The sequence below is a fragment of the Flavobacterium sp. 28YEA47A genome (assembly GCF_041262125.1).
GTDB lineage: Bacteria > Bacteroidota > Bacteroidia > Flavobacteriales > Flavobacteriaceae > Flavobacterium.
Genome location: NZ_JBGCCI010000008.1, coordinates 190023 through 207628, shown reverse-complemented (window position 1 = coordinate 207628; position 17606 = coordinate 190023). Strand labels below are relative to the sequence as shown.

The following is a 17606-nucleotide window of genomic DNA, read 5'->3' as shown; positions in this document are numbered from 1 at the left end:
ATAAAAAATTAGAATGTACAGAGCATTCATTACAAGCACCAGAGTGTAATTTCTTTTCCAGCTTCTTAATTTCTTTTCTTTCATTAATTTATGATTTGTCCTTTTTTCCTATTGAAATAAGATTGGTAAACAGCTTAAATGCTCCCGGAACTCCTGCCGGAAGTTCGCGGAAAAAGCTTAATCCTGTGTAAATATAATATCCTTTTCCGTAATTTGCGACTAAAAGGCTTCCTTGTTTTTCAGTTTCCCCTAAATCTTTCATGCCCAATATAGGCGTAAATTCAGAAGCCCATTTGTCAGGAAAATACAATCCTCTTTCCTGAACCCAACCCTGAAAATCAGTTTCTGTTATTTTATTAGGATGGTTTAAAACCGAATGCGTTGCGTTCAAAAAAGAAACTTTTGCATTTTCGTCGGTTACCCTGTCGCTGGAAATGTTCAGTTCATAAGGAGAAAAATCCGGAACATTAAATCCATTAAATCCGCGTCTGCCAGAAGTATTGTACTGTACGACCATTGTTCCTCCGTTTTTGACATAATCCAAAAGATAACGCTGTTTAAATTGAAGATCAGTAATAACATTATACGCCCTGATTCCCATAACTATGGCATCAAATCCACTCAAAGTTGTTTCTGTGATTTCGCTAGGTTTTATAATCCTTACATCATAGCCAATCTGTTTCAGGCTTTGCGGAATTTCGTCTCCGGCTCCTTCAATATAACCTATAAGTTGTCCGCTTCTTTTAATGTTTAATCTAACAACCGATGCTTCAGATGGCATCAATACCGATTGTTTTGGGATATGGTCATATTGGATGGTAGTCAGTTTTTGTGTATATTTTTGTCCATCAACAGTAATTACCGGAGCAATAATACCTTTATTTTCATACGAAGGCGGCGTTACGTTAAATACGACAATCTTTTCGTCGTTTTTCATAACAATATCAAAGTCGATTTTGTCAGGAGAAACATTCCAACCTTGCGGAACCTGTAGGCTGATAGTTCCTTTTAAATTGGTTTTACCTGATTTTACCTTTACCGAAATTGGTTTTGTTTTGGAATCAGAAAAAATAGTCACATCATCAATTACTGTAGCTGTAGCTTCGGGCAATACTTCAAAAGGCTGGTAGATTTCGCCTTTTTCAGGATCGGAAATTTTATAGACAATTTCTCTATAGATATCCAGAGGCTGTCCGGCAATTTTCAGACTCCATTTTAATTTTAATTTTTCGGAGTCCGGTCTGCCTATCATGGCCATATCTTTAACGGTATACATTCCCAAAGTTCCTTTTTCATTCAGCCAATATGGAGAAGTGTAAGGAGTAGAAGCAAGGGTATGCAATCTTTTTTCAGTTTTGAACGGTTTGTTCTTATCCAGTTTTTTTCCTAGGATTATTCCATTTTCAGGATTATTAAGGAAAGTAACATTAATTAGCTCGATATCCTGCCCACCTTGATTTACAGCTTCAAGTTTTAAAGTAAAATCACTGTCGGGATTGGTGCTTTGTTCTGACGAAACGCCTTCAAAGAATAATCCTGCTGAAGCCAGGATAATGTTTTCTAATTCTTGTTTTTTGATCGCTCTCCAATGTTCATCTTCGAGTTTGCTTACCAATTGGTAGGCCTCAATTAATTTTGGAATATGGACAGACGGATCTTTAAAGTTGAAGTGGGCTTCAATTTCGTTCAGGATTTTTCCAATAGCTTCGCCACCTTTTACTCTTGACCAGGTGGTATTGATGCCTTCAAACAAGTTGTTTTTATCTTTAGCGAAGTCGCCTTTTAGAAATTCAAGATATTCCATTTCATCACCACGTGTTCCTATAGTTCCAAAACCCTGGCATTTGTGCTGGCTTCGACTTAGGGCGGCTATTTCGCCATTGCTTTTGCCTTTTATTCCAAAATAGACACCGGCATTGATGGTAGCCATTTTGCTTTTATCAGCCTGTTCAAATTTTTCTTCAGAGCCGTAAAACCACCATGAAGTATTAAAGAATATTCGCTTTGGTTGCCAGGTTTTTAAGGAAGAAAGCTGCTCAGGAAAGCTATTTTTGTTTCCCGCCAGGTCAAAAGCTTCCATACTGAGCATAGCAGAAGCCGTATGGTGTCCGTGAGTGGTTCCCGGACTTCTGTGGTCAAAACGGTTGATGATAATGTCGGGTTGGAATTTTCGGATGGCAAGGACTACATCGCTTAGTACCTGGTTTTTATCCCAAATAGAGAAAGTTTCGTTAGGTTCTTTAGAAAAGCCAAAATCGTTGGCACGGGAAAATAACTGTTCTCCGCCGTCAATTCTTCTCGCTGCTAATAGCTCCTGCGTTCTTAAAACGCCAAGTAATTCTCTAAGCTCAGAACCAATCAAATTTTGCCCGCCATCTCCTCGCGTCAATGATAAATATGCGGTTCTCGCTTTTACTTCATTGGAGAAATACGAAATCAGTTTGGTATTTTCATCATCAGGATGTGCGGCTACGTATAAAACCGATCCTAAAAAGTTTAGTTTCTGTACCTGTTCGTATATTTCGCCGGAACTTAATTTTTGCGGCTTCTGTGCACTTAATGTACAGAATGAAAGGAGAAAAAGGATAAGGGAGTGGTAAGCAGTTTTTGGTATCATTTTGATTTTATGGAACTAACTTTCAAATATAATAATTAATTTTTCGGATGTGTTTTTCTAGCCAAGACTTTAACAATAAAGGAGAGCTGTTTGGCTCTCCTTATCATTTAGTCATCATGGTGATGCCTGTGATGCTTTTTAGGTTTTTTGTAATGTTTACGGTCGTCATGATAGTGGTGGACTTCTCTTACTACAACCGTTTGTGGCCTTGGGCCTCGATAATATTTTACCTTATGAGTATTGAATAAGGCATAAGGTCTTGAACCATGATAATCTGTCAATACTACTTTGTAGCCATTGTACAAATCATAATTTCGGTATCGGTTTGGTAAATATCGGGCTCTGACCCAATTTCCATTGTTGATATAGATGAAATTTGCGGCTCTAACATCATAATAAGATTCAATGTCAGGAAGATAATAATAATTAGCTTCTGTATATCCTACCGGTCCCCAGTCCGGACGACCTCCGATACTTACATTAACGGATACTTGAGCTTCAAGCGTGCCGGCCATCAAGAGGCCCAATCCTGCAATTAATACTTTTAGAGTTTTCATAGCGCTGTATTTTTAGGTTCTTTTCTAGTGTACAAAACCAATAATAATGCCAGCGGGATTTTTTTAAGAAATATTTAACTAATTGTAAGGTACGGTTTGCGGTTTTCCGAACTCAAAATTGGGCATTCCGAAGTCGGTTGTTTTTAATGAATTGGTTTGCGTATTGCCACTACCATCAATAGGAACGCTAGGATAATAGGAAAAAGAAAACTGAAAAGAGTTGAACACAAGGAAGTCATTGCTGATAAGAACACCAATCCCGATTTGTGAGTATGCTTTTCCTTTATAAAGGTTGTCATTTTCATTACTTAATACGCCAACCGTATAGGTTAGGAAAGGATTAAAACGGAATCCTCCCAAATTCCAAGGCGAATAGGATTGGGTTTGCAGCATGAGCAATGCTTTTTTAGTGCCTCGCAACTTATAGCTGTTAAAACCGGGTATGCCATTTTCTTCATTAAGATTCACTCTGTCGGCAACGGTAGGAAAACGGTTGTTGCCTATTACCAATTTTGGTTTTACGAACTGCCTCAGTTTCCAATCGCCCAGGTCGATAAGGTTCGTAAAATAGTTGGCTTCAACAGAAAAAACGGTCTGTTGCGTGATAGGACCTCTAAAAAACGTACCATATTCGACATTGGTGCTAAAATAGCCCCATTTGAAATATTGCCCAAAAGAGAAGCGGCCGCCCAGATACAGTCGGTTGATATGGTTTTTATTCTGATGGCCAACCGTCAGGGCATAGACCTTTCCAATAGCAACGTCTTCCGTAATACCATAATTAAACAGGTATTTATCCTGGATAAACTTTCGGGAAGTGATACCAAACCCTGCCAGAAAAAAATTCTCATCAGAGAAAAACTTTAGGCTGTCGTATGCCGGAGTAGGAAACTCGCTGTAGTTTTTTCTCAAGAACCGGAAAGAAGTGATAAAATTGGTGGTTCGGTCTTCTTCAGAGTTTCCTTTGAATATTTGGGTCGATTTTCCTACCCAGGCATCCTGGGTTCCTACTTTAAAGTTTTGTGCGGCATAACGTCCGCTAGCATCCGGCAACGAGTCTACCATAAAATCCTGTCCGATATAAACTCCGGCTCCCCATTTGGCATAAGGAGAGAAGAAAGGACGGTCAACCGAAATGCTTTTTGAGTAATTATTATGTTCATCGACACGGTAAGCAAACGATGTCCTGATATACGTATTGAGGATATTGGGAATCGTATATCGGGTACTGACAGCACTTCTTCCATTGTCGAATCGCTGCCTGTACGTATTGTCTAATTCATGTCCGGTTCCTAAAAAATTTCGTTCCGTAAGCTCAAAAGTAGTCTTGGAAGTCGATCCGGAAGCATTAGGTATCAAACTCCAGGAATCCAATACCCTGATATAGATGTCGACAGAATCAGTGCTTGTTCCTACAATTTTGGTCGTAAAGTCAACACTACGCACATATCTTTGGCTTCTGATTAAACGTTCTGATTCTCTTACAAGAAGCGAATCCAGAGGTTTGTTTTTTCGAATAAGCAGTAAGTTTTTTATCGTAAGTCGGTTGGATCTGATATGTATTCTATTTCCAAACCTTTCAAATCCGTTACGGGCTTTTTTGGTCGAATCTTTTTCCGAAAAGCCAAATGGATCTAATGTCGTAATATGAATATTTCGGATGATTTTCCCTTCGTATTCGCTATAACTTTTAAGAACAACCTTGTCTTTCTGCCTGTTTTTCGGTTTTTTTGAATCGACCGGCTTAAAAATAAGCTTGTGTATAAATTTAGTAAAGCCTCTTTTTTTAGAATAACGCTCAAGGTCACGGTAGCCTTTTAGGGAATCTTTTTTTTTCACAGGTTGATCCTGCGCTTGCGAAAGTTGGCAGCAGCAGACAGTCAATAAGAGTAAAAAGAATCTGATTTTTTTTGGCATTGGCAATTTTTACTGTTTGAAAGTACCTTGGTTAGCGTGAAGTTACAAAATAGCATCCAGATTATGCTTATCTCAAAGCAAAGTGGGATGCTAATCCATGAATTCCCGTTCCTCCCGTGTCGTATTCACAATAGAAACGCCTTTTTGTAGCAGAAGATTGTTTGGATAAGTTACGAGTTCTCCTTCTTTGGTTCTCAAATACGTATGGAAAGCCTTGATATCGTCAATCTCGCCTTCAAGTGGGAAATCTTTGTCATGAATCCGAATCGTATCTCCAATTTTGAATGGAAACGAGAAAAATAATATTATTCCTGCGGTTATATTACTAAGAATAGACCATTGGGCAAAGAAAGCAACACCAATAATAGTGATAACAGAAGTAAAGGCAATATAGATATCGTTTGTTCGGACACCCCAAATCATAAAGACTCCGGCTAATGTCATCGCCATAATTACTATGCTGATGTATTTGCTAACCAGAATCGCACGGTGCTCATTAATTTCTGCATGCTTGGCGTAGCGTTTTATCAGGGCAGTAATAATAAAACGAATAATTGTCACGCAAACTAGCAGTATGATCGTGCTTACGATCTTTGGCGTATTTTCTTGAAAAAAGGACATTCTCTAGCGGTTTTTCCCAAAGGTAGTGAAATATTCATAAACTTTTTGGACGGGAAGCCCCACCACATTGGAGTAGGAGCCCTCAATTTTGCTGATGCCTATGATGCCGATCCATTCCTGAATACCATAAGCTCCGGCCTTATCATAAGGCTTGAAATTGTCAATATAGTAAGCAATAGTTTCGTCTGATAAATAGGTAAAAGTGACTTTTGTAATCTCGTTAATGATATCCGTCTTTCCATTATGCCTGAAACATACAGAAGTATAGACCTCATGGGTAGAATCAGACAACGATCTTAATATTTGAAATGCATCGTCATAATCCTTAGGTTTTCCCAAAGCCTTTCCGTTATGCCAGACAATAGTGTCGCTGGTTACCAAAATATCATTCGGGGCTAATTCTTCCTGAAAAGCATCGGCTTTTAGTTTGGCCAGAAAGTCGGTGATTTCAGAAGCCTTCAGATGATCGGGATAAATTTCCTCTACTTCCTTTAAACGCACCTCAAAATCCAAATGCATGTCCTTAAAGAACTGCTGTCTTCTTGGCGATCCTGATGCCAAAAGAATAGTATAATCTTTTAAATGAGAATTAAGCATATTTGATATTGAGATTGATAACTGCAATAGAAAGAATTCCGAAGAAAATAACAAATTTTAATACATTGCTCAGGTGATGGAAATCTTTTTGTTTTTTGGCTGAAAACATCTTTATTGTAAAATAAAGCAATGGAGCCAATATAAACAGAAAGCCATAACCTGAAGCATAGAACAGGTCGTTAGCAAACAGGTTTTCGTTTATGTAATAAACAATCAGTCCGATAGGAATAAAGCTCAATCCGAAAACTACTTTGCCAGTTCTGGCGATACCCAAGACAATCGGAAGCGTATTCATTCCCAGATTATAATCGCCGTTGACATCTTCCATGTCCTTAACGATTTCCCGGATAAAGTTGATGATAAAGGCAAATATCGCATAGTCAATGAGTATGTTAAAAATAATACCCATTCCGGCTTGGGTTTCTGGTACCACCATTGGCAGAAGGTCAAAAATCCCAATAATAAGAATGCTTAACGAAAGCAGCAGGGCAATGATGATATTGCCAATCAGAAGAGTCTGCTTTAAGCCATTGGCATAGACATATAATGTAGCGGCAATAATGACAAATATGGCAGCAAAATTTGGTTTGTGGATAGCATTTGCCAAATAAAAACCAACACCGACACCGATAATATTCAGGGCGATATAAATATTATATCCCATAGCTTCCGAAATCTGCTTTCCGATTACGACATTGTCAGGTTTGTTGATTTCGTCCGTAGCCTTGTCGAATATGTTGTTTATGAGATAGCCGCCGGCCGCAATACATACGGTTGAAAATACCAGAAGCGCAAACTGCCAATCATTTAAAGCAAGAGGAATAGACTGTGATTCTAAAAATCCGTATCGGAAAACCAATTGCATTATGGCAAGCATAATCAGGTTCTGGTAGCGTATTAGTTTTAAAAAAGACATAAGTTAGTGGTTAGTTCAGCAGATTATTAATCGTGTTTTCCGTTAAAATACTGCATCCATTTTCCCTGGACACGCATTACTTGTTCAATAACATCGCGTACGGCCCCACGGCCTCCATTTTTATGCGAAATATAAGAACAGATTTCTTTAATTTCAGGGCTTGAGTCCAGCGGACAAGTAGGAAGTCCTACCAATTTCATTACATGATAATCAGGAATGTCATCACCCATATAAAGCACCTGCTCCGGTTTTATATTATAAATATCGGTATACTCTTTAAAAGTCTCGACTTTATCAGGACAGGCCAAATGAATATCCGTGATGCCCAGATTTCTAAGTCGGATTCGGACGCCTTCATTACTGCCGCCAGAAATAATGCAGACATGGTAGCCGCTTTCTACGGCTGCTTTCATGGCAAAACCATCGCGAATATTCATAACGCGGAGCATTTCGCCTGTAGGTGTAATATGGACAGAACTATCAGTTAGAACGCCATCGACATCAAAAATAAAAGTCGTGATGTCGTTCATGATTTCTTTATAACTTTTTGACATTAGATTGTTGAATGGAATGTGTTAGTATTTTATAAATTTCTTTTTGTGTATTGTCAGTAAGTAACGCCAAATGGGCCTGTATCGTATTAAGGTCGTTTCTTTTCGCAGGTCCGGTTTGGGCTTCTAGTGGTGAAAGGCGCTGTACTTTGTTTGCAGTCTCCGCAATTAGTGGCTTAAGAATTTCAAATGGCAGTTGATTTTCTGCACAAATCTCTTTTCCAATCTGGTAGAGATGGTTGGTGAAATTATTTACAAAAACAGCGGCAACATGAAGCGATTTTCTTTGGTCAGAACTGATAAGATAATGTTTGGAGCCTATAGCTTCGGCAACATTTTCTAAAACAATATAATCGTCATCAAATTCGCTTTCCAGACATATCGGAATTGCAGCAAAGTCGACTTCCTTGTTTTTAGTAAAAGTTTGGAGCGGATAAAAAACACCTCTGCGGTTTTTCGGATTTAATTCTTCCAACGGTACGCTTCCGGAAGTATGGACTACCAATCGGTTTTCAAACGGTAGGCTTGAAGAAACCTCAGCAATAGCACTATCAGAAACGGCAATAATATAGATATCGGCTTCTAAAAACTGAGCTCGGTCATTAATGATTTTTGAATCTTCAACCAGATGTGAAAGACTTTCCTTTTGCCTTGAAAAGACCTGTGACAATTGAATTCCGCTGCTTTTTTTAAAAGCATGGATAAGATGCTGTGCCACATTTCCGGAACCGATTATAGTCGCTGTAATCATGGCGCTAATTTAGGGATTAGTTATGAAATATAGGAAAGGTTTTCTTCCAATAATTTAAGCAGGTTTAACAGACCCTTACAATAAAGAGGACAATTAAATCACTACATTTATAATAGCCAAAAATAAAAGGATTTATAAAGTTTTAATGAAAGAGAGTATGAAAAAGTTTAAACTGGCAGTTGATGCCTGCCTGGCTTGTTTTGGCGCCTGTGAGGTTTGCGCGGCCAATTGTATCGAAATGAACGATAAAAATCACCTCAATTGTATTTTGCTTTGTCGCGATTGTGCAGAAATTTGCATCCTTTGTGTCAAGTTCTGTTCCAGAAACTCCGGTTTTTCTACCGCCTTGATGAAACTATGTGCCAAAATATGTACGGCTTGTGCGGTGGAATGCGAAAAATTTGCCCATCATGCCCATTGCAGAGAATGTGCCGAGTCTTGTAGGAAATGTGCTGCGGCCTGTAGCTTTAAATGGTAAGGACAAAAAACAGATTAATTTATCATCTATCAGGTTTTTTGATGCATGATAAAAATATGTATAAAATATTTAGAAAAAATTAACAAGGAATTACGAAAAACGCAGGAGTAGGATTAACGGTTTCATCAAACATTTTTCCTTATTTTTGTGGCACTTTTTAAACTATAGTAATTCCAATCTTATGGATAAGATTTTTTCCTTCCTGTTTTCCACCCGCTTAATGGCTGTTTTGTTTATTGTTTTTGCAGCTGCAATGGGAATAGGAACCTTTATTGAAGATGCCTACAATACCGATGTTGCTCGAATTCTAATTTACAACAGCTGGTGGTTTGAAGCAATCATGTTTCTCTTTCTGATTAACTTTTTAGGAAATATCAAGAAATACCAATTATACAAAAAGGAAAAATGGAGCACGTTATTACTCCATCTTTCCTTTATTTTTATTTTAGTAGGAGCTTTTGTGACCCGTTATATCAGCTATGAAGGTATGATGTCGATTGCCGAAGGCGCTTCCGAAAATCAGATTTACTCTGAAAAGACATTCCTGAATGTTTTTGTTGACGGTGAATATAAAGGCGAAATGAAACGTCGCGTTGAAGAAAAAGAACTGTTGCTTTCTCCGGTTACCAATAATCACTTTTCAATCAAGGGTAAATTTGCTGAAACTCCTTATGAAATAGAGTATAAGGACTTTATCATGAATGCCAAAGAGGTTATCAAAGAAGACCCGAACGGAACACTATATTTAAAAATGGTAGAATCTGGTGACGGATCACGTCATGAGCATTACCTCAAAGCAGGTGAAGTGCAGAATATCCATAATGTACTTTTTGCTTTCAATAAGCCAACAGATGGTGCAGTCAATGTTACCAAAGAAGGTGATAAATATACTTTCAAAGCTCCGTTTGGCGGACAGTTTATGCGTATGGCAGATAAACTACAAGGCACGGTTGTAAAAGATTCAGTTCAGGATTTGATGTTCCGTTCCTTATATAATGTTGGTGGAGCGCAATTTGTTTTCCCGGATGCAGCTATTAATGGAAAAGTAGGTTACGAATCGAATAATGACTATAAAGACAAAGCTAGTGACGATGCTTTGATTGTTACAATTAAGGCAGGAGGAAAGACGCAGGATGTAACATTAATCGGTTCTAAGGGGAAAATGGGCGAGCCTCAATCTTTTAAGGTTGGAGGTCTTGATTTTACATTATTCTACGGAAGTAAAGTGTATACATTGCCTTTCAAAATTAAGCTGAATGATTTTATCGCAGAAAAATATCCTGGAACTTTGAAAAGTTTCTCGGCTTTCAGAAGTAAAATTACCGTTGAAGACGAAAAACCTTTTGATTATGAAATTTTCATGAACAATGTTTTGGATCATGGCGGTTACCGTTTCTTCCAGGCATCCTACGATTATACAGACAATCATTTAAGAGATACGTATGAGCCTAATATTACTGTACTTTCCGCAAACCATGATTTCTGGGGAACCTGGATTACCTATATAGGTTATTTCCTTTTATACATTGGGATGATGGCTATCTTATTTGACAAAAATTCGAGATTTGGAATTGTGAAGAAGAAATTAGACAAGATTAAGGCGAGAAAAGCCAAACTAATTACGATACTGTTATTGTTTGTCAGTGTAGGAAGTTTTGCCCAACATGACCACGACCATAATGCTCCCGGACACAATCATGCTAAAGGAAATGCGGCTCCTTTGAAGAGAGCTATGCCAACAGAACAGCAGATTGATTCATTATTGAAAATTATTGAAGTAAAGCCGGAACATGCTGCAAAATTCGGAAGGATCGTAATTCAGGATGATGGCGGAAGAATGAAGCCTATCAATACGTTTTCTTCAGAATTATTGCGAAAAGTAAGCAAGAGCGACCACTATAAAGGATATAATTCCGATCAGGTATTTTTGTCAATGTCACAATATCCGGAAGTCTGGTTTAATGTGCCTTTCGTTTATCTGAAAAAAGACAATGATAGCTTGCATAAGATTTTAGGTGTTGACCTGAAAGCAAAACATATTCCATTTATTAGCTTTTTTGACGAACAAGGAAACTACAAATTATCACCTTATTTGGATGAAGCCTATAAAGCAGCTATTCCAAACCAATTCCAAAAGGATTTCATTGAAATTGATAAGAAAGTAGTACTGTTGAATGCTGCCTTGAGCGGAAAAATCCTGAGAATTTTTCCTATTCCTTATAACAAGGCCAATAAATGGGTTTCGTATCTGGAACTGAATGAAACGGGCATTAAAGGTGTCGATTCTACTTACACTAAAAACGTACTTCCTGCCTATATGGGATTCCTGAATGAAGCGAGAAAATCAGGCGGGTATAAGCAGGCAGATGAAATTCTGGAAAGTATTACGCTTTTCCAAAAGAAATATGGCAAGGCTGTACGTCCAAGCGATGATAAAATCAATTCTGAAATCCTTTACAACAAATACGATATCTTTAAAAAATTGTACTATTTGTATATGATGGCGGGCGTTTTCATGCTGCTGTTTACCATCGTAAAAATATTCAATAACAGAAAAGCGATTCGTGTTATCGTAAAAGCTTTTCATGTCCTGATTGGTTTCTTCTTTGTACTGCATACGGCTGGATTGATTATGAGATGGTACATTTCCGGACACGCACCATGGAGTGATGCTTATGAGTCGATGATTTATGTTGGTTGGGCTACGATGTTCTTCGGGCTTGCTTTTGGAAGAAAATCAGAATTGACGGTAGCTTCAACAGCTTTTGTCGCTTCGATGATTCTGATGATTGCACACTGGAACTGGATGGATCCTGCTATTGCGAACCTACAGCCTGTATTAAATTCGTATTGGTTGATGATTCACGTAGCCGTGATTGTGGCAAGTTACGGACCATTCACATTAGGGATGATACTCGGACTGGTTTCGCTGTTCCTGATGATTTTTGCCAATAAAAAGAACAGTAAGAAACTGGAATTAAGCATCAAAGAAATTACTTATATCACAGAATTGTCATTGACAGTTGGTTTGGTTATGCTTACGATAGGAAACTTCCTGGGAGGTCAGTGGGCTAACGAAAGTTGGGGACGTTATTGGGGCTGGGACCCGAAAGAAACTTGGGCATTAATCAGTATCATGGTATATGCATTTGTAATTCACGCAAGATTGGTTCCGGGATTAAAAGGAACCTGGATTTTTAACGTGTTTAGCGTTTTTGCTTTCTATTCCATCATGATGACTTATTTTGGAGTGAACTTTTACTTAACCGGTTTGCATTCTTATGCCAGCGGAGAAAAAGTAGTAACACCTAATTTTGTCTTTGTTTCTATTGGAATTGTAACATTGATTTCGATTCTGGCTTATTTCAAGCAGAAAAAATATTTAAGAAGCTAAATCATCTTAAGTTTATTTTCCTGCAATGGTTTTAAAACAATCTGGAATACTGCTGATTGCTCTTTTATTGGTTTCTTGTCACACTCAAATGGTGCAGATTCAAAAAGAGGGTTATACAGAAGCAGGAAAGGTTAAGAATAACAAGAAAATCGGAAAATGGAAATATAGCTATGAAAATGGAAAGCTATATCAAGTAGGAAGATTCAAAAATAATTTGGAAACCGGAAGTTGGAAAGTTTTCCATCCCAATGGTTCTTTAAGACAGATCGGAAAATTTAAAAATGGGAAGATTGATGGTCTTTGGAAGTTTTACCATGAAAATGGCACTTTATACGGATCAGGTAGGGTAGAAGATGGAAATTTTAAAGGCGTTTGGAAGTGGTTTTTCCCGAACAGGCAAATCCACACCATCAGGAATTATGAAAACGGGAAACTGATTTCAGTAGATTTTGCTAAAAATTTCGACGGGCATGATATAGATAAAGGAACGATTGAAAATGGAAATGGTACTTTAATCATATATGAAACCCAAATTCTAAAAGATTCCATCCTTGAAGTTTTAAACTATAAAGACGGACAAATAAAATAATAATATAAAAAAGACTCTGATATATCAGGGTCTTTTTTATTTAACAAAAGTTTAAACGAAAACAGCTGCCTAATTTTCTAATTTTATAAAAAATAAAAAGATGAAAAAACTAGCCTTCGCCTTTGCTTTACTAAGCTGTCTGGCGTGCCAGCAGAATCAGGCACAGGAGAAAAATGCAAAAACGGCAACACAAAAAAATAAGACAATGACTAAAGAAACAATCTACCAGTTTAAGGTAAAAGATTTGGAAGGAAACGATTTTGATTTTGCTTCTCTAAAAGGAAAGAAAATACTAGTCGTCAATACGGCTTCAAAATGTGGACTAACACCACAATACAAAGACTTACAGGCAATTTATGACCAATACAAAGGCAAGAATTTTGTAATCGTTGGATTTCCGGCAAATAATTTTGCTTCTCAGGAACCGGGAACGAATGAAGAAATCGGAGCTTTTTGTGAACGAAATTATGGAGTGACTTTTCCTATGATGTCTAAGATTTCTGTCAAAGGCGATGATATGGATGCCGTTTACAAATTCCTGACCCAAAAATCTAAAAATGGTTTGCAAGACTCAGAAGTAGAATGGAATTTCCAAAAATACCTCATTAATGAAAAAGGAGAATTGGTAAAAGTAATCTCTCCGAAAACACTGCCAACCGATCCTGAAATTGTAAATTGGATTAAAGCATAAGATAGTTTAAAACTTAAATAATAAAAACTTTCAAAGTCAGCGATTTTGGAAGTTTTTTTATTTTAAAATCAATTGCATAAGCTGTACATCCAGCCATCTTTCAAATTTATATCCGGCTTCTCTGAGAACGCCTGCTTTTTCAAAACCTAGTTTTTCATGAAAGGCAATACTTCCGGCATTATCAGTATCAATCAGCCCGATTATAGTGTGCAGTTTTTGCTTTTTAGCAATCTCAATTAATTCGGATAAGATTTGCCTGCCAATTCCTTTTCCCGAAAAGCCTTCTTTGACATAAACGGAATGCTCCACCGTAAATTTATAGCCTATTTTTAGGCGGAAAGTGCCATACGTTCCAAATCCCAATACACTGTCATTTTCATCCACAGCAACAATAATAGGGAAGCTCTGTTCTTGTTTTTCGGTAAACCAATCGATTTGGTCGTTCAAGGTTCTGACATCATAATCATAAATGGCCGTTGTGTTCAATATGGCGTCATTTACAACTTCTAAAATAGCTCCTATGTCTTCAATTCTGGCAGCTCTGATATGGATTTCCATTTCTTAATATTTTCATTTCCAAAGATAGAAAAACTTGGCAAGAATGCGCAGAAAGCCTTACTAACTTCGTATCTTTGAGGCATTGATACTATAAAGAATGATTTACCCAAAAATACCTTTAGCACAAAGTATACTTGAAATTTGCAAGGCTAAAGGACTCACCGATATTGTAATCTCTCCAGGTTCCCGAAATGCCCCGCTAACTATTGGTTTTGCCAACAATCCAGACTTTAAATGTTATAGCATAGCTGATGAAAGATGTGCTGCTTTTTTTGCATTGGGAATAGCACAGCAGACTAAAAAACCGGTGGCTGTTGTTTGTACATCAGGATCTGCTCTGCTCAATTATTATCCGGCTATTGCGGAGGCTTTTTACAGCCAGATTCCTTTAGTTGTGATTTCGGCGGACAGACCTTCTAGCAAGATTGATATAGGCGATGGGCAGACCATCAGGCAAGAGAATGTCTATGCCAATCATATCATCTATACTGCAAACCTGACGGAAGATGCGTCTCAGGAAAACGATCTTAAAATTGCAGATGCAATAACTTTAGCTTCTACGAAAAAAGGGCCGGTTCATATCAACGCTCCTTTTGAAGAACCTTTGTATGAAACTGTTTCTGAATTAGAAGTAAGTTCGGTTATTTCTCAAACCACTTTTGAAGATGCATATTTTGATGAAGATTTAGCACCGTTTATCTCGCAATGGAATACAGCAAAAAAGAAGCTGGTTTTAGTAGGAGTAAATGACCCGAATTCGATTGATGAAGCGGTAATAAATCATCTGGCGCAAGATCCGTCGGTAGTAGTGATGACCGAAACAACATCGAATCTGCACCATCCTAATTTTATAAACAATATCGATACCATAATTACGCCTTTTACCGATAAAGATTTTAAAGATTTTCAACCGGAAATCCTAGTGACTTTTGGCGGAATGGTCGTATCAAAAAGAATCAAGGCGTTTTTAAGGAAATACAGACCAAAAGCCCATTGGCATATTGATACTTTGCGGGCTTATGATACATTTGGAGCGTTAACGAAACATTTTATCGCGCAGCCAAATGATTTCCTAAACCGGTTTTTGTCTGAAACTGTTGTAGTATCCGATTATAATGAGAAAGCACAACAACTGAAAGCAATCAGAAAAGAAAAACACGATTTGTATCTTTCCAAAATACCATTCTCAGATTTTACGGTCTTTGATAAGGTAATTCCAAGTTTGCCAAAGAATAGCCAGTTGCAAATCAGTAACAGTTCTGCGATCCGTTATGCCCAATTGGTCGATATTGATCCAAGCATAGCCGTTTTCTGCAACCGGGGAACTAGCGGTATTGATGGAAGTACCTCAACAGCAGTAGGTGCTGCATTGGCAAGCGCACAGGAAACGATCCTGATTACTGGCGATGTTAGTTTCTTCTATGACAGTAACGCGCTTTGGAACAATTATATTCCGAAAAATTTCAAAATTATCCTGCTTAATAATGGAGGTGGAGGAATTTTCAGAATTCTTCCGGGACATCAGGAAACGCCTGTTTTCAACACTTATTTTGAAACTTCACATTGCCTGACCGGAGAACATTTGGCAAAAATGTACTTTTTTGATTATTTCTCAGCAAGCAATGAAACGGCTCTGGAGAATGGACTTAAAGAATTTTATGAAAGCAAAAAACCTTCAATCCTGGAGATTTTTACGCCTACATTAGAAAATGATAAGATATTGCTCCAGTATTTTAAAGAATTGGTTTAAGAATAGCCATAATTTAACAGGTTCAATATTATTTGCATATAAGATTGTACCTTTGCTCTTTGCAACTTAGAAACTTTGCAACCGAAAAGAAATGATTGAAATAGGAAAATACAATACGCTGACAATTGACAGGGACACGCAAGTCGGACTGTTTTTAACCGATGGTAAAGATGATGTCTTACTGCCCAATAAATATGTCCCGAAAGTATTTGAAATAGGAGAAGAAATTGAAGTTTTCGTATATCTTGACCACGAAGAAAGACCCGTAGCCACAACTTTAAGACCCTACATCCAACTTAATGAATTTGCGCTTTTAAGAGTCAATTATATTAATAATGTGGGAGCTTTTATGGATTGGGGACTGGAAAAAGATGTCCTGGTTCCGTTTAAAGAACAGGCACGTCCAATGGAAAAAGGAAAACGCTACCTGGTGTTCCTTTATATGGACGAAAAGACAAACCGACTGGTTGCTTCCAGCAAGACGAACCAATTCCTGAATAATGAAGAACTTACTGTAGAAGTAGGGGAAGAAGTGGATCTTATTGTTTCACATATTACTGATTTGGGAATCAATGTCATCATCAACGAACAGCATAAAGGATTGATCTATAAGGATGAAGTATATGATGACCGCATCAGAACCGGTGACCGTTTGAGAGGTTATATCAAAGCCATTCGTCCGGGTAACAAAATCGATGTGGCTTTACAGAAACAAGGTTTTGAAGCAGTAGAACCCAATGCTGAAAAAATTATGGATGAGCTTCGTGCCAGCCGAGGTTTTCTTCGTCTGAACGATAATAGCCATCCGGAAGACATCAAAACGGTGTTGAAAATGAGTAAAAAAACGTTTAAAAAGGCAATAGGAGTGCTATATAAGCAAAAATTGATTGAAATAAAAGAAGACGGGATTTACCTTGTAAAGTAATAGGATTTTAAATAGGAAAGGAAAGTTTTTTACTACTTTTGCCGACTAAATAAATTCAAATCCAAAATGAAAAAAATTTACATTCTATTTCTTCTCTCTGCCCACACAATTTTTGCCCAGGATTATTCTGTTGAAAAATCAACATTTTCATTCCAGACCGGACTTGTCGGTTTTTGGTTGAATAATGAAAGCAGGCTTTCTGATAAATTTACGCTAAGGACTGAGATAGGACTCGATGTCTTTACACAGAAGGATAATGAAAAGAGCGCCGATTTTGATGCCCTGGTACCTGTAATTACTTTTGAACCACGTTGGTATTATAATCTTGAAAAAAGAGGAACTGCCGGAAAGAACATACATAATAATGGAGCAAACTTCGTAACTCTTATGGTAAGCTACCGACCGGATTGGTTTGTTATTACAGGAATTGAAAATGCGTATTTGAATCATCAGGTAGCTATTGTCCCAAAATGGGGAATCAAAAGAAACATAGGAAAAAGTGATTTTACCTATGAGCTTGGTGCAGGTTTAGGCTATAATTTTATGCTAAACAAAAAACATTCTTTTGATGATTCTGGTGAAGTTTGGCTCGATCTTCATGCAAGAATAGGATATACCTTTAAAAGTTCAAGAAAAAAATAATAAAAAAGGCTTTCTCAGTTAGAGGGAGCTTTTTTTTAGGTACTAAGTGGCT

Annotated in this window: 16 protein-coding genes; 7 read left to right on the top strand and 9 right to left on the bottom strand. The window is 37.6% G+C overall.

The window, feature by feature from the left end; genetic code table 11:
• Window positions 1-88 precede the first annotated feature (88 nt).
• The 8 genes from ABH942_RS13130 to ABH942_RS13095 all read right to left on the bottom strand — a co-directional run bounded on the left by ABH942_RS13130 (window position 89) and on the right by ABH942_RS13095 (window position 8527).
• Window positions 89-2617 (bottom strand): PIG-L family deacetylase, encoded by a 2529-nt coding sequence (locus tag ABH942_RS13130; RefSeq protein WP_370032691.1) that lies wholly within the window; start codon window positions 2615-2617, stop codon window positions 89-91.
• Window positions 2618-2724: 107 nt separating this feature from the next.
• The gene (locus ABH942_RS13125) at window positions 2725-3174 is read right to left on the bottom strand and encodes a hypothetical protein (RefSeq protein WP_370032689.1); all 450 of its coding nucleotides are present in this window, start codon (window positions 3172-3174) and stop codon (window positions 2725-2727) included.
• A 78-nt stretch (window positions 3175-3252) separates the two neighbouring features.
• Window positions 3253-5013, bottom strand: a complete 1761-nt coding sequence (locus ABH942_RS13120; RefSeq protein WP_370032687.1) for a hypothetical protein — start codon at window positions 5011-5013, stop codon at window positions 3253-3255.
• 168 nt (window positions 5014-5181) lie between these two features.
• Window positions 5182-5712, bottom strand: a complete 531-nt coding sequence (locus ABH942_RS13115) for a mechanosensitive ion channel domain-containing protein (protein ID WP_370032685.1) — start codon at window positions 5710-5712, stop codon at window positions 5182-5184.
• A 3-nt stretch (window positions 5713-5715) separates the two neighbouring features.
• Window positions 5716-6309 (bottom strand): Maf-like protein, encoded by a 594-nt coding sequence (locus ABH942_RS13110; protein ID WP_370032683.1) that lies wholly within the window; start codon window positions 6307-6309, stop codon window positions 5716-5718.
• Window positions 6302-7225, bottom strand: coding sequence for a geranylgeranylglycerol-phosphate geranylgeranyltransferase (locus ABH942_RS13105; protein WP_370032681.1), 924 nt, complete (start codon window positions 7223-7225; stop codon window positions 6302-6304). The genes ABH942_RS13110 and ABH942_RS13105 overlap by 8 nt, the downstream gene beginning before the upstream one ends.
• Window positions 7226-7251: 26 nt before the next feature.
• Complete coding sequence (locus tag ABH942_RS13100; RefSeq protein WP_370032679.1) at window positions 7252-7779, bottom strand: KdsC family phosphatase; 528 nt, start codon at window positions 7777-7779, stop codon at window positions 7252-7254.
• Window positions 7763-8527: a Rossmann-like and DUF2520 domain-containing protein gene (locus ABH942_RS13095; RefSeq protein WP_370032677.1), complete on the bottom strand. Its 765-nt coding sequence runs from the start codon at window positions 8525-8527 to the stop codon at window positions 7763-7765. Before ABH942_RS13095 ends, ABH942_RS13100 begins: the two co-directional genes overlap by 17 nt.
• A 157-nt stretch (window positions 8528-8684) precedes the next feature.
• Between ABH942_RS13095 and ABH942_RS13090 the strand changes: the two genes are divergently transcribed.
• The 4 genes from ABH942_RS13090 (at window position 8685) to ABH942_RS13075 (ending at window position 13679) form a co-directional block, all read left to right on the top strand.
• Window positions 8685-9005: a four-helix bundle copper-binding protein gene (locus tag ABH942_RS13090; RefSeq protein WP_370032675.1), complete on the top strand. Its 321-nt coding sequence runs from the start codon at window positions 8685-8687 to the stop codon at window positions 9003-9005.
• Between the two features lie 181 nt (window positions 9006-9186).
• Window positions 9187-12399, top strand: coding sequence for a cytochrome c biogenesis protein CcsA (ccsA, locus tag ABH942_RS13085; protein WP_370032674.1), 3213 nt, complete (start codon window positions 9187-9189; stop codon window positions 12397-12399).
• 25 nt (window positions 12400-12424) lie between these two features.
• A complete protein-coding gene (locus tag ABH942_RS13080) occupies window positions 12425-12988 on the top strand; it encodes a toxin-antitoxin system YwqK family antitoxin (protein WP_370032671.1) in 564 nt (187 codons plus the stop codon).
• 100 nt (window positions 12989-13088) lie between these two features.
• Window positions 13089-13679, top strand: coding sequence for a glutathione peroxidase (locus ABH942_RS13075; protein ID WP_370032669.1), 591 nt, complete (start codon window positions 13089-13091; stop codon window positions 13677-13679).
• Window positions 13680-13736: 57 nt separating this feature from the next.
• On the opposite strand, the gene ABH942_RS13070 is transcribed toward ABH942_RS13075, so the two are convergent.
• A complete protein-coding gene (locus ABH942_RS13070) occupies window positions 13737-14237 on the bottom strand; it encodes an N-acetyltransferase family protein (RefSeq protein ID WP_370032666.1) in 501 nt (166 codons plus the stop codon).
• A 97-nt stretch (window positions 14238-14334) separates the two neighbouring features.
• On the opposite strand from ABH942_RS13070, the gene menD reads away from it, so the two are divergent.
• The 3 genes from menD to ABH942_RS13055 all read left to right on the top strand — a co-directional run bounded on the left by menD (window position 14335) and on the right by ABH942_RS13055 (window position 17554).
• Window positions 14335-15987 (top strand): 2-succinyl-5-enolpyruvyl-6-hydroxy-3-cyclohexene-1-carboxylic-acid synthase, encoded by a 1653-nt coding sequence (gene menD, locus ABH942_RS13065; RefSeq protein WP_370032664.1) that lies wholly within the window; start codon window positions 14335-14337, stop codon window positions 15985-15987.
• A gap of 91 nt (window positions 15988-16078) precedes the next feature.
• Window positions 16079-16912 (top strand): S1 RNA-binding domain-containing protein, encoded by an 834-nt coding sequence (locus tag ABH942_RS13060; RefSeq protein WP_370032662.1) that lies wholly within the window; start codon window positions 16079-16081, stop codon window positions 16910-16912.
• A gap of 66 nt (window positions 16913-16978) precedes the next feature.
• A complete protein-coding gene (locus tag ABH942_RS13055; protein WP_370032660.1) occupies window positions 16979-17554 on the top strand; it encodes a hypothetical protein in 576 nt (191 codons plus the stop codon).
• Window positions 17555-17606 lie beyond the last annotated feature (52 nt).

What these genes read in the sequence shown, in the direction of transcription:
- ABH942_RS13070 (WP_370032666.1), bottom strand. Translation starts at nt 14,237, where the DNA reads ATGGAAATCCATATCAGAGCTGCCAGAATTGAAGACATAGGAGCTATT.
- ABH942_RS13075 (WP_370032669.1), top strand. Translation starts at nt 13,089, where the DNA reads ATGAAAAAACTAGCCTTCGCCTTTGCTTTACTAAGCTGTCTGGCGTGC.
- menD (WP_370032664.1), top strand. Translation starts at nt 14,335, where the DNA reads ATGATTTACCCAAAAATACCTTTAGCACAAAGTATACTTGAAATTTGC.
- ABH942_RS13080 (WP_370032671.1), top strand. Translation starts at nt 12,425, where the DNA reads ATGGTTTTAAAACAATCTGGAATACTGCTGATTGCTCTTTTATTGGTT.
- ABH942_RS13105 (WP_370032681.1), bottom strand. Translation starts at nt 7,225, where the DNA reads ATGTCTTTTTTAAAACTAATACGCTACCAGAACCTGATTATGCTTGCC.
- ABH942_RS13110 (WP_370032683.1), bottom strand. Translation starts at nt 6,309, where the DNA reads ATGCTTAATTCTCATTTAAAAGATTATACTATTCTTTTGGCATCAGGA.
- ABH942_RS13095 (WP_370032677.1), bottom strand. Translation starts at nt 8,527, where the DNA reads ATGATTACAGCGACTATAATCGGTTCCGGAAATGTGGCACAGCATCTT.
- ABH942_RS13125 (WP_370032689.1), bottom strand. Translation starts at nt 3,174, where the DNA reads ATGAAAACTCTAAAAGTATTAATTGCAGGATTGGGCCTCTTGATGGCC.
- ABH942_RS13060 (WP_370032662.1), top strand. Translation starts at nt 16,079, where the DNA reads ATGATTGAAATAGGAAAATACAATACGCTGACAATTGACAGGGACACG.
- ABH942_RS13100 (WP_370032679.1), bottom strand. Translation starts at nt 7,779, where the DNA reads ATGTCAAAAAGTTATAAAGAAATCATGAACGACATCACGACTTTTATT.
- ABH942_RS13115 (WP_370032685.1), bottom strand. Translation starts at nt 5,712, where the DNA reads ATGTCCTTTTTTCAAGAAAATACGCCAAAGATCGTAAGCACGATCATA.
- ABH942_RS13090 (WP_370032675.1), top strand. Translation starts at nt 8,685, where the DNA reads ATGAAAAAGTTTAAACTGGCAGTTGATGCCTGCCTGGCTTGTTTTGGC.
- ABH942_RS13055 (WP_370032660.1), top strand. Translation starts at nt 16,979, where the DNA reads ATGAAAAAAATTTACATTCTATTTCTTCTCTCTGCCCACACAATTTTT.
- ABH942_RS13130 (WP_370032691.1), bottom strand. Translation starts at nt 2,617, where the DNA reads ATGATACCAAAAACTGCTTACCACTCCCTTATCCTTTTTCTCCTTTCA.
- ccsA (WP_370032674.1), top strand. Translation starts at nt 9,187, where the DNA reads ATGGATAAGATTTTTTCCTTCCTGTTTTCCACCCGCTTAATGGCTGTT.